Here is a 12,183-nt window from a genome sequence, read left to right as displayed (position 1 = left end):
CCGTCCTAATCGCAAACCACCCCCCCCCCCGCCCCCCCTTACCCCCCCCGCCCCCCCCCGGGGGCCGGGGGGGGGTGGGGTATAACCGCCCCACCCCCCCCCCCCCCCGTCGACCGTCCGACGCGGTGCTGCGGCCGTCAGGTGTCCGGCGCCGCCCAGGTGCCCAGGGCGATCTCGGCGGTGATACCGGGGCCGAAGCCGGCCAGCAGGCCCTGGTGGCCGTCCAGCGCCGACTGTTCGTCGAACATCCTGGCCAGAGCGTCGAGCACGACCGCACTGGCGATGTTGCCGTACTCGGTGAGCGTGGCGCGGCTGAAGCGGAACGCTTCGGGCGGCACGTCGAGGAAGTGGCTCAGGTCGTCCAGGATGCGCGGACCGCCCGCGTGGATTATGTAGAAGTCCAGCTTGCCGACGTTCCATTGATGCTGTTCCGCCACGGCGCGCAGCGCCGGGCTGAGAGGCTCCATCGTCCCCGGCACCCGCTTGTCGAGCTGGAAGTGGAAGCCGGTGGAACGAACCGCATAGGAGATCCAGTCCTCGGTGTTCGGGATGAGGTACGAGCCGTTGCGTTCCAGACGAATCCCGGTGCCGCCCTCTCCCCGGACCACCGCGGCGGCGATCCCGTCGCCGAAGAGGCCGTTGGACAGCAGCGATCCCACACCCAGATCGGTGGGCTGGTAGCACAGCGAGCAGAACTCGCAAGCCACGATGAGGACGTTGGCGTCGGGGTACGCCATACAGAAGTCGTGGGCCCGGTTCACGGCCGCGCCGCCTGCCGCGCAACCGAGTTGAGCGATCGGCATCTGCCGCGTCTCCGACCGGAATCCCATCCTGTTGATGAGCCAGGCCGTCAGCGACGGCATCATGAAGCCGGTGCAGGACACATAAATGATCAAGTCGATCTGCTGCGGCTCCAGTTGTGCCTGGTCGAGTGCCCGGCGCACCACGTCCGGCACACGCGCCTTGGACTCCGCCTCGTAGACGATGCTGCGGGCCTCCAGCCCCGGGTGCTTCAGCACGACGTCGATGGGTTGGATCAGATGTCTCTTCTGCACCCCGGTGTGCTCGATCAGACGCAGGGCCAGTTCCAGTTGCGGATGGCCACCGTGCAGTCTCCGTGCCAGTTCGAGGGTTTCCTCGTTGGTTATGACGTGGTCGGGGACCGCGATTGCCGGTTTGCACAGAACTGCCATGGGATCTCCTCCTAGCGGACGGTGGTCCCGGTACGGCCTTGGCCGGCCCGGGGATTCACCGGTCGGCGGCAGCCGCTGCGGACGCAGGCGCACGGAGGCGTATTCCCTGGGACGGGTGCAGACGGGCCGACCATTGAGGATTGGGTTCTCGCTGTGCGGGCGGACAGACCATTCGCGAGGTGGATTTGGCCAGCGCCAAACAATCTACGGCAGACGGGTCACAGCCGCACCTCGATCCCCACGCCCCACGGACGGCCGGTGCACCGGCATGGCAAGGCCCGCTGCGCCCAGTGGCAGCGGGCCTTGGTTTCACGCGGCCGTCACCAGGCCGCGGGCAACGCCAGCGGATAGCGCCAGATCGACGTCGTGTTCCACTCCACTTCCTCGGCGGGCTTTGCCAGGGCGAGCCGGGGAAAGCGCTCCAGCAGCGTGCCGATCGCGACTTCGATTTCGGCCTCGGCGAGCGGGGCGCCGAGACAGTGGTGCGCGCCCCAGCCGAAGGTCATGTGGGACGGGCCGGTGCGTTCCAGATCCAGCTCGTCGGGTCGGTCGAACTTGCGGCCGTCCCGGTTGGCGGTCAGGTAGGAGACGTGCACAATGTCGCCCGCCCGGATCGTCACCCCGCTCAGCTCCACGTCCTCGATGGCCACCCTCGGGATACCGACACCCTTGCGGAACGGGATGAAGCGGAGCAGCTCGTTGATGACCCGCGGGAGCATCTCCGGGCGTTCGCGCAGCAGAGCGAGCACGTCGGGCCGGGTGAGCAGGGCGTAGGCGATGTTCCCGATCTCGTAGGTCGTCGTGTCCTGGCCGGTGATCAGCAGGACCATGGCCATGACGGTCAGCTCCTGCTCGTTGAGGATCTCGTCACCGTCGCGGGCCGTCGCCAGCGCACTGATCAGGTCCTCGCCGGGATTCGCGCGTCGCTGCGCCGTCAGCGTCGCGAAGTACGCACGGAGGTCCGCCTTGGCCCGTACCGCTTCGGCTCGGTTGTCGATACCGACGTCCATCATCGCCCGTGCGTGGGCGCGCAACCGCGAGCGGTCGGCCTCGGGGATCTCCAGGACCTCACAGATCGTGGTCAGGGGCAGTGGCCCGGCCAGGTGCTCCATGAGGTCGCCGGGGGATCCGTGCTCAGCCATCCGGTCCAACAGCTCGTTCACGACATGCCGGGTGCGGAGCCGCATACGCTCGATGTGGTCCGGCGCGAAGCCCTTGGACACCAGGCTGCGCAGCCGGCTGCTGGCCGGCGGGTCCATCACGTTGATCGCCTCGGCCTGGACGATCGGCTCGGGCGTCATCCGCGGGAAGTCCCGGCCGATGACGGCGCTGCGGCTGAAACGCCGATCGGTGGTCACCGTCCGCACATCGTCGTAACCGGTGACGAGCCACGCCTCCCCTTCACCATAGGGCAGCCGGATTCGGGCGACGGGTTCGTCGTTCAGGAGCTGCCTGAGCGTCGGATCGAACTCGAGGGCCTCGGCGTAGTCGAATGGACAGTTCCGTGCGCTGGAGCCGGGGGGCATACGGATCTCCGGGTCTGGGCTCTGAATACAGGATCAGGCGGCTGGCGATGGACGGGACACCGGTACCCGATCGATCGCCGCGCATACCGGATTGAGCCCATGCACCCCGATAATTCATCCGTGCTGCTCAGAGCCGACGGTCTGCACGTCGACCGAACGGGGTCCACCAGCGGGCGGCCGGGGCGTCGGGGCTGCGGTGGTGTGCAGGGAGCCCTTCCCAGATGGTTTGGAAGGGCTCGAACTGTCTGGTAGCTACCTGAGCCCCGCAAGAACAGCGAGGTGAGCGGCTGCACTGCGGGACAGGCTGTCCAGGATGGTCTTGCCCTTGGCGGCGGTTCCGAGCGACGGCTGCCCGAAGCTGCCGACTGGCAGGACGGCCACCTTGGGTCCTCGGCGGCGTTCGTCGGCAGAAGTGGCATCCGTGATCAGTGCATCCATCGTCAGAGCTTCTCTCATCGGCTCGGCAAGGGGCCCGGGGTGGTTGCCCGGTAAGCGTCGCCGAGGTCCTGGTACAGCCAGCCGAGGAACTCCGCGCTGCGCGCGCCGATGGCGAGCAGATCATGTCTCGTGGAGCCACCGGTCTGTTCCTGGACACGGTCGATCAGGCGGACGTGTCGTTCCACGGCGTCCAGTGAGTGCCGTCCGCCGACGGACCACGACAGCCCGGGCCGGCGTCGCCTGGACCTCCGGCGTGCCGGAGGAGGAGTACCGGCCGCAGCGCGAGACCTGACCGGCACAACGCCCGGGCTTGAGCGTCAGATCGTCCGTCTGCGCGAACAGCCACACGGCCGGCCCTCCGCCGATTCCTCTGCGATCGAGGAGAGCTCCCTACCCTTGAGGTCCTTGATGCTACGACAGAGCCGGTGCAACCACCGCTTGTTGGCCCGCCCGTAGCGGCTCGGTCGGCAGGTCGCGGTAGCGCCGGATCGGCGAGAAACACAGGAAGAGAGCGGCTGCGGGGACACCGGCGGTGAGTATCCAGAGGGCCGGGCGGACGCCGAGCGATGAACCGAGTGTGCCGCCGAGCAGCGCTCCCAGCGGCATGGTGCCGTAGTTCAGGAACGCGGAGGTCGCGCTGACCCGGCCGAGCATTCCGGTGGGACAGTAACGCTGGGTGAAACCGGACTTGATGATGTTGCCGGCCACCACACCGACCGACACCGCGCCGTAGCCGACAACGAGCAGCAGCAGGCCCGCACCCGGGTCCGCCTGAGCGGCCGTCATGTCCCGTCCCTGCTGACGGAAATGTCCGTGGCCGTCTAAGTTGACGGGGGGCTGATCAGCGGCTTTCCCCCTACATGGCGGGAAGTCCGCGTATCGGCTCCGCCCAGGACGACCGACCCAGGAGGGGTCTTTCATGACTGCCATCAACCGCCGACGATTCATTCAACTGGCCGGCGGTACAGCCGCCTTGTCCACTCTTTCGACCAGCATCGCCCGTGCAGCGGAGATTCCGGCGAGCCGGCGTACCGGCACTCTGCGGGACGTGGAACACATCGTCGTCCTGATGCAGGAGAACCGCGCGTTCGACCACTACTTCGGCACACTGCGCGGCGTCCGCGGCTTCGGTGATCCGCGGCCCGTGGTCCTTCCCAACGGCAAGCCGGTCTGGTACCAGTCCGACGGCACCAAGGACGTTCTGCCGTTCCGTCCCGAGGCGGACAACCTCGGCCTGCAGTTCCTCCAGGACCTCGACCACGACTGGAACAGCGGCCACAAGGCGTGGAACCAGGGCAAGTACGACCAGTGGGTGCCGGCCAAGACCGCCACGACCATGGCCCACCTCACCCGGGAGGACATACCGTTCCACTACGCGCTGGCCGACGCGTTCACGATCTGCGACTCCTACCACGCCTCGCTGCTCGGTCCCACGGACCCCAATCGCTACTACATGTGGACCGGCTGCGTCGGCAACGACGGCAGCGGTGGCGGCCCGGTCATCACCAACGCCGAGGCAGGCTACTCCTGGACGACCTACCCCGAGCGGCTGGAGAAGGCCGGGATCTCGTGGAAGATCTACCAGGACGCGGGCGAGGGCCTCAATGCGGGCGGCTCCTGGGGCTGGACCAGCGACGCCTACATCGGCAACTACGGCGACAACTCGTTGCTGTACTTCAACCAGTACCGCAACGCCGCCCCGGGCGACCCGCTCTACGACAAGGCGCGCACGGGCACCAACGCCAAGGCCGGCGACGGCTACTTCGACATCCTCAAGTCCGACGTGCAGGCCGGCAAACTCCCGCAGGTCTCCTGGATCGTGGCGCCCGAAGCCTTCAGCGAGCACCCGAACTGGCCGGCCAACTACGGAGCCTGGTACATCTCCCAGGTGCTGGACGCACTGACGGCCAACCCCGAGGTGTGGAGCAGGACCGCACTGCTGATCACCTACGACGAGAACGACGGCTTCTTCGACCACGTGGTGCCGCCGTACCCGCCGGCCTCGCCGGCACAGGGGCAGTCCACCGTGGACGTCACCGGGGAGCTCTTCACCCCCTCGGGTTCCGACCAGAGCGTCGCCGGCCCCTACGGCCTGGGGCAGCGGGTCCCGATGCTCGTCGTATCGCCCTGGAGCAAGGGCGGCTGGGTCTGCTCCCAGACGTTCGACCACACCTCGATCATCCAGTTCATCGAACGCCGTTTCGGGGCCCACGAGCCGAACATCTCGCCCTGGCGCCGCGCCGTCTGCGGTGACCTGACCACCGCGTTCGACTTCGCGCGGACCGACGCCAAGGCGCCGGCGCTGCCGAGCACCAGCGGCTACCTCCCGCCGGACCACAACCGGCACCCCGACTACGTGCCGACGCTTCCGGCGAACCCGGCGCTGCCGCGGCAGGAGCCCGGGCTGCGCCCGGCCCGGCCACTGCCGTACGACCTCGCGGCCGACGGCTGCACCAGTGCCGCCGACGGCCGGTTGCGGATCGACTTCGCCAACCTCGGCAGGGCAGGCGCGAACCTGTACGTGACGTCCGCGACCAACCCGGACGGACCTTGGACCTACACCGTCGAGGCCGGGCGGGAACTGTCCGGCTCCTGGAGCGCCGCAGCGGACAGCCAGGGCTCCTACGACTTCTCGGTGCACGGGCCGAACGGCTTCCAGCGGCAGTTCAAGGGCTCCCTCGCCGGCGCGGGCCCCGAGGTGAGCGCACGCCACGACGGGAACAGCGGACAGGTCCGGCTGGTCCTCACCAACGAGGGCACCACGCCGATCCGGCTCACCGTCACGAACGCCTACGGCCATGAGCACCCCACCAGCTACCGGCTCCGGCCCAACGCGCGCGCCGTCCACACCGCACACACCGAGCGGTCCCACGGCTGGTACGACCTGTCGGTGACGTCCGACGAGGACAGCGCCTTCCTCCGGCGCCTGGCGGGCCACGTCGAGACGGGCCGGGCCAGCACGAGCGACCCGGCCATCGCCACGAGCTGAGGCACCGTCCCGCCGTGAAACGCCGGTGCCGTTCATCCGGTCCAGAACCGGGCGAACGGCACCGGCGCGGCACCAGCGGTCCGCACCCCGGCCAGGGCCGATCCGGCCAGGCAGCAAGGAAGGCACAGCAGAGGGAATGCACGCACCCATCGACTACATGGACGCCGGCCTGGACGAAGAGGACGCGCAGTTCATCGCCGAACGCGATCGGGTCGACACCCCGCCCGCGGCGGCAGACGCGCCGACTCCCGGCTTCAGCCGCTTCCTGGTGGAGGTCACCGGGTCGGTCGAGGAGTACACCGAGCGGCTGCGCGCAGTGCTCGGCGCAGCACTGGACCGGGCGGTGGCCGGGATGGACTTCGACTACCTCGACGATCCCGATGCGCTGGACATCGACCTGACCATACGGTGGCGAGGAAAGCTGATTCAGTCGTGCATATGGACATCGCGTCATTTTTTCCGGCCCGTGCGACCGAGCGTGAGATCTCCGAGTGCTACGAGGTGTCGACGGCGGCATTCAGTGCGGACTTCCCCGGCCGGCCGGTGCCTTCGTGCGCGGCCTTCGCGGAGCAACTGCGCATGCCGACTTCGCTGCTGGGTACACAGCGGTTCTGGGTGGCCCGGGCACACGGGCGCATTGTCGGGATGGTGACCCTGACGCTCCCGGACCGGGAGAATCTCCAACTCACCATCACCAGTGTGCGGGTCGCCCTTGGAGATCGCCGACGGGGCATCGGCACTGCACTGTTGCGGGCGACGCTTCCCGACGCGCGGACCGTCGGGCGGGTCGTGGTGACCGGGCAAGGGCTGAAGGTCGGTGGTGACGGCGAGAAGTGGGCGAGTTCCCTGGGGTTCGGCAAGGTGCAGGAGTTCGTCCTGCAGAGCCTCACCGTCCCGGACGTTGATCCGGATCTGTGGCGGGTCACGGCACCGGCGGGATTCCGGACCGAGCAGTGGACCGGCGCGGCTCCGCAAGGCCTGGTGGCCGGGTACGCGCGGGCCCGTACCGCCATCATGGACGCACCGACGGGGGAGTCGAGCCTCCGGTTCCCGGACTGGACGGTGGACCGGGTCCGCCAGCACGAGGCCGACCTGCGGGAGCGGGGCGAAGAGCAACGGATCGTCGTCGCCGTCCACGAGCGAACCGGCACGGTGGCGGGGCTGACGGAAATGGTGATCAGCTCGGCCCGGCCGACGGTCGGCTACCAGCAGGAGACGGCGGTACTCCCCGCCTTCCGCGGCCATGGCCTCGGGCGATTCATCAAAGCCCGGCAGATGCAATGGCTGACGGCCGAACGGCCTGAGATCGACTGGGTGGCTACGAACACCGCCGCAGACAATGCCCACATGATCCGGGTCAACCACCAGGTCGGATACCGCACCGACGCCACCGTCGCCGACGTCGAGGCCCAGATCGACACTCTGGAAGCCCACTGACGCTTTCCGGTCGCGACCAAGGCGCATTCCAGTGTGCGGGTGTGCCGGCTGCTGGTCACTACCGCTCTCACCCCGCGCAGCCGCCCGGTGCAGCGCGGCGGCCGCGTGCGCGCCGAGGTCCGGCGGGACGGGGTAGAGCCGCGGGATCTCCCGGGCGGCCAGAAGCTCCCGCTCGACGCGTGCCATCACCACAAGACCCACCCCGCCGGCCGGCAGACCGAAGCCCGGATCTGAGCAGAGTACGGGCGGCCGTCTCCCCTTACCGCGCCGCACCCACCGCCTCGAACCGAGCAAAGAGCTCTCAATGGACACAACGGCCAACGGCATCCCCGCCCCCGAGATCGACACCAACGCCATTTCCTTCTACCGCTGGGCCAGACGACAAGAGTGCTTCGACGACACCGACCTCCTCCGGGCAAGCGTGGAAACCGGGCTGAGCACCGTCTCGTGCCGCGACTCGATCAGCATCCTTCGGAGGTGGGACCTACTGCGCCCCGCGTTCGGCGGGTCCCTGGTGGCCGCCGGGCCGCAGGCAGCATCAGCCGTGCTGGCCCGGGTCCAGGCCGAACTCGACCAGGGCGAGGCCGAGTTGCTGGCACGCAGACAGCGGATGGAGAAGACCCGGACGGCAGTGCACTCGGTCCTCCCGGCACAGGCGCAGCACAACCCCACCGAGATCCTGGAGATCCTTCCCGACCTCCACACGGCGCGTGCGGTGGTCTGCGAGCACATGCACCGCTCCCGAAAAGAGCTGTCCATCTGCCGGCCCGGTGGCGGCCACTCGGCCTCGGCGCTGGCCGACGTACTCCTGCGCGAACTGTCACCGATCGGCCGCCAGGCACGGACACGGATCGTCTACCAGCACCCCGCACGCTTCCACCGGCACACGCAGAACCAGGCCCACGAGGCGAGCACCACCGGCTCCGAGATTCGGACCACCGGCGAACTCTGCGGCCTGATGCTCGTCATCGACCAGGAAGTCGCCTTCCTTCCCGATCAGGAGCACCCCGAGGGCGTGGTCATGGTCCGCCAGCCCTCCGTCGTCGGCTACCTGGCCGATGCCTTCGAGGTGCTCTGGAGCCGGTCCACCCCGTTCCGGAGTGGACCTGCCGCCGCGCGCACGGTATCGGACGAGACCAGGAGCACCATGCTGCGCCTACTGGCCGACGGACTGAAGGACGAGGTCATTGCCCGCCGGCTCGGACTGTCCCTGCGCACCTGCCGTCGGCACATCTCCGAGCTGTACCGACATCTTGGCGCCGACAGCCGGTTCCAGGCCGGCGTGCTGGCAGAGCGCCACGGTCTCACCCACCGGACGGAACCACTGACCGCGTCACGCACCGCGGCCGGGAACTGATCCAGGACCACGATCTCTGCCGGGCAACGGACTTGCATTCCCGTCCAGGACGCGGCGAACGGGTTTCCAACTCATTGGCGGTGTACAGTCATAGAGGGCCTCTCGCAGCAGCGAGGGGCCCTTCGACGTGGGAGCGACACGCCGTCAGGGCGTCAACCTTGGTAGAGATCAAGCCAATTTTGCTCCGATGATGTCAGGTTCAGGCCACTTTTGTGATTGAAGTGATCATGAGTGGGCAGGGACGGATCGCTGCATTCCGCGCACAGGTACCGAGAGGGGACCGGTGGACAACCACCTCGCAGTAAGACCCGCCGCCGTGGACAAGACGGGCTTCGATGAACAGCAGGTGCCGCTGTACTACTCGAAGAAGACGGGCGACATCCTCCACAAGTACGGCCCCGGCCCACGAGTCCATTTCCACGTCGGCCTGTTCGCCGCCGGGGACGCCCCGAACACGACGGTCGCGCAGGAGGTCATACGCCGGCGGCTGGTCGATGCTCAGGAGGCGATGGTCGGGCACGCGGCCGAACTGTGGGGCGTACCGGCCCATCCGCCGGCGCATCTGCTCGACGCGGGGTGCGGGCTCGGCGGTACCTCCCTCTACTTCGCGCAGGAGCACCACACCTCGGTGACCGCGCTGACGATCGCCGCCGACCATGTGCCGATCATCGGAGACCTCGCCCGGAAGGCCGGGGTGGCGGACCGGGTGACGCCGGTGCTGGGCGACATCCACCACCTGAGCGACCTGCACCGCTACGACGCGGCCGTGGCGTTCGAGAGTTCGGGGTACATGGACCGCGGCCGCCTGTTCCAGGTCATGGCACACGCGCTCAAGCCGGGCGGCTGGTTCGGGGTTCAGGATCACTTCCTGCGCCGGCCGGAGTGGATCGAGTTCATCGACGGCTACTACAAGACGCGGCTCGGCACGCTCACCGAGTACATCTCCGCCGCCCGGGACGCGGGTTTCGTCCTGGAGCAGGACGAGGACATCACCGACCGCGTGGCCGAGTTCTGGGTGCAGAGCATGGCGTGGACGACGCTGGAACTGGACCGGCTGGAGCACGGGGGCGCCTCCCCGATCGCCCGGGAGCGGCTGACGGAGTCGGCGCTCACGCACGGGAAGTTCTTCCGCGTCTGGCGGGACCACTCGATCGAGACCCGCATCCTGCTCTTCCGCCTCCGGGCAAGCTGAGATGACAGGGACGACCACGGTGACGACGCCACCCGTGACGACGACTCGCGCGCCCGCGATCGGCTGGCAGCTGCCGCCCTTCTACTGCCCGATCGAACCGGCCGTCCATCCGGGCGCCGCCCGGCTGGAGGCGCGGGCCATCGCCTGGGTGGACGAGTTCGGCCTCTACGAGAACGCGGTCGACCGGGCCTGGGGCCTCGCAACGCACAGCACGGACTTCAGCTGCCGCATCATTCCGCACGGGGACGAGGAGAAGCTGCTGCTCTTCATCCTCTGGAACCACTGGGCGTTCGCGCTCGACGACAACGTGCACGACACGGGATCGGCCGCCACCACCACGGCCGGCATCGTCGACTTCAACGCCCGGGTGGCCCGCTGCCTGGAGACCCCGGGCGCCGCGCTGCTCGGCGCCGGGCCGCTCACCGCCGCGTTCGAAGACCTCGTCGGCCGGACCCGGGCGGCCACCACTCCGGTGCAGTTCCGGCTGGTCACCGAGGGCTTGCGCGACTGGCTGTTCGGGGCCGCGTGGCAGGCCGGCAACACCGAGCGCGGCATCATGCCCACGCTGTCCGACTACGTCGCCATACGGCCGTCGGTCAACGGCACGCGGTTCTCGCTCGCCTGGAGCCTGATCGCCCAGGGCATCGAGGTCCCCGGCGACGAGCTGTACTCCGACTCCGTGCAGGCCCTCACCGACGTGGCGGGGTCCGTGGTGAGCTACGACAACGACCTGTTCTCGTACGCCAAGGAGGACAGCCAGCAGACGCTGGAGCAGAACATCGTCAACGTCCTGGCCCAGCACCACCGTTGCTCGCCACAGGAGGCCCTGCGGGCGGCGGTGGCGGTGCGCGACCGGACGATGGTGCTCTTCCTGCGGCTGCGTGAGCAGATCGCCCGGAGCGCGGGCCCGGAGCTTCTGCGCTATCTCGAAGCCCTGGGCCACTACATCGTCGGCAGCATCCAGTGGATGAACGCGGCGCCGCGCTACGCCAGCCCGCGCAACCGGCACATCGTCCCCGTCCCCGGGGCGAGTTGGAACATCACCTGGCGGGACACCCCGACCGACCCGAGCACCGATCCGCTGCCCGTCCCGGCCGCGGCCTGGTGGTGGAAGCAGCTGGCCACCTAGATGCAATGCCGCTGACTTTGGGTTTCGGGCTTGGGATTCCGTTTGGCCGGGGCGGTCTTTGAGGCTGCGGTGATGGTGATCGCTTCGGCCAGCGGAGTGGCGGGTTGAGGCCAGGAGCGGTGAGAGGCCCGTTTGAGAGCCCAGTTGGACATCTTGCGCTTGACGACGCGTGGGAAGGCCCGCAGTCGGCGGACAGGCAGGAGGCGGCTGGTGATCTCGATGAGGGCCCGGTTCCAGGCGGCGGCGAGGCGCTCAGGGGGAAAAGGCCGCCTGGGCGGGGACCTGGCGGCGCACGACGCGTAGGGAACGGGTGAAGGACAGCCGGTCGGGGTCGATTCCGGTCTGTGTCGCGGCCGTGTGCATCACCTGGCGGACTGCGTGGTGGACGAGCAGGAAGCCGTAGACCTCCTGCTCGACACCATCGGGGTGCCGCGAGCGCAGGACCACGTCCGGGCCGCGCTGGTGGACCTTGATCTCGTCCAGGACCCCTTCCACCTCCCACCGCTCGTGGTAGAGCGCGGCCAACTCCTCGGCCGGGGCCTGTTCCGGGTCGAGAATCGTGGTGATCAGACGGACCGGACCGGCACAGCGGGCAGGATCGCAGCTGTTCAAGCCACTGCGGCAAGTCATCGAGTCGATCAACGAGACATTCAAGGGACAACTCGACCTCGAGCGGCACCGCTGCCGGACCCCTGGCGGGGTGGCCGTCCGCGTCCTGCAACGCATCCTCGCACTCACCGCCGCGATCTGGCACAACGACCACACCGGCCAGCCAGTCATGCGCGCCTTGACGGCGTACGACCACTGAACCCCTTGGAATCGATCATCTAGGCGGAACTGGTGGTGCTGGTCGGCAGAGCTTGCTGATAGAGCGCTACCAACACGCCGTGCAGGGGCTGGTCCTCTGCATCTTCCTCGGCCT

At 68.6% G+C, this 12,183-nt stretch carries 9 protein-coding genes and 3 pseudogenes; 6 read left to right on the top strand and 6 right to left on the bottom strand.

Annotation, left to right across the window (positions count from 1 at the left end):
* Positions 1-137 precede the first annotated feature (137 nt).
* The 5 genes and pseudogenes from P3T39_RS36390 to P3T39_RS36370 form a co-directional block, all read right to left on the bottom strand.
* Positions 138-1,193: a type III polyketide synthase gene (locus P3T39_RS36390; protein ID WP_280703608.1), complete on the bottom strand. Its 1,056-nt coding sequence runs from the start codon at positions 1,191-1,193 to the stop codon at positions 138-140.
* A gap of 320 nt (positions 1,194-1,513) precedes the next feature.
* The gene (locus tag P3T39_RS36385) at positions 1,514-2,719 is read right to left on the bottom strand and encodes a cytochrome P450 (RefSeq protein ID WP_280703607.1); all 1,206 of its coding nucleotides are present in this window, start codon (positions 2,717-2,719) and stop codon (positions 1,514-1,516) included.
* A gap of 252 nt (positions 2,720-2,971) precedes the next feature.
* Positions 2,972-3,157, bottom strand: a complete 186-nt coding sequence (locus P3T39_RS36380; RefSeq protein ID WP_280703606.1) for a hypothetical protein — start codon at positions 3,155-3,157, stop codon at positions 2,972-2,974.
* 14 nt (positions 3,158-3,171) lie between these two features.
* A complete protein-coding gene (locus P3T39_RS36375) occupies positions 3,172-3,342 on the bottom strand; it encodes a hypothetical protein (RefSeq protein WP_280703605.1) in 171 nt (56 codons plus the stop codon).
* A 226-nt stretch (positions 3,343-3,568) separates the two neighbouring features.
* A pseudogene (locus P3T39_RS36370) lies at positions 3,569-3,919 on the bottom strand (MFS transporter); the annotation flags it as partial.
* A gap of 157 nt (positions 3,920-4,076) precedes the next feature.
* Here P3T39_RS36370 and P3T39_RS36365 point away from each other — a divergent pair.
* The 5 genes from P3T39_RS36365 to P3T39_RS36345 all read left to right on the top strand — a co-directional run bounded on the left by P3T39_RS36365 (position 4,077) and on the right by P3T39_RS36345 (position 11,261).
* Entirely contained in the window at positions 4,077-6,146 is a 2,070-nt protein-coding gene (locus P3T39_RS36365) for a phospholipase C, phosphocholine-specific (RefSeq protein ID WP_280703604.1), read from the top strand.
* Between the two features lie 438 nt (positions 6,147-6,584).
* Complete coding sequence (locus tag P3T39_RS36360; protein WP_280703609.1) at positions 6,585-7,583, top strand: GNAT family N-acetyltransferase; 999 nt, start codon at positions 6,585-6,587, stop codon at positions 7,581-7,583.
* Between the two features lie 304 nt (positions 7,584-7,887).
* Entirely contained in the window at positions 7,888-8,940 is a 1,053-nt protein-coding gene (locus P3T39_RS36355; protein ID WP_280703603.1) for a LuxR C-terminal-related transcriptional regulator, read from the top strand.
* Between the two features lie 283 nt (positions 8,941-9,223).
* On the top strand, positions 9,224-10,132 hold the full coding sequence (locus tag P3T39_RS36350; protein WP_280703602.1) for a methyltransferase domain-containing protein: 909 nt from the start codon (positions 9,224-9,226) through the stop codon (positions 10,130-10,132).
* Between the two features lie 34 nt (positions 10,133-10,166).
* Positions 10,167-11,261, top strand: coding sequence for a hypothetical protein (locus tag P3T39_RS36345; RefSeq protein ID WP_280703601.1), 1,095 nt, complete (start codon positions 10,167-10,169; stop codon positions 11,259-11,261).
* A 252-nt stretch (positions 11,262-11,513) separates the two neighbouring features.
* Here P3T39_RS36345 and P3T39_RS36340 read toward each other — a convergent pair.
* A pseudogene (locus P3T39_RS36340) lies at positions 11,514-11,834 on the bottom strand (IS4 family transposase); the annotation flags it as partial.
* 16 nt (positions 11,835-11,850) lie between these two features.
* Between P3T39_RS36340 and P3T39_RS36335 the strand changes: the two are divergent.
* Positions 11,851-12,069, top strand: a pseudogene (locus P3T39_RS36335) (IS982 family transposase); the annotation flags it as partial.
* Positions 12,070-12,183: the final 114 nt, after the last annotated feature.

It is taken from the genome of Kitasatospora sp. GP82, from assembly GCF_029892105.1.
GTDB lineage: Bacteria > Actinomycetota > Actinomycetes > Streptomycetales > Streptomycetaceae > Kitasatospora.
The sequence above is the reverse complement of the archived record's forward strand: the minus strand, read 5'-3'. Positions and strand labels throughout refer to the sequence as shown.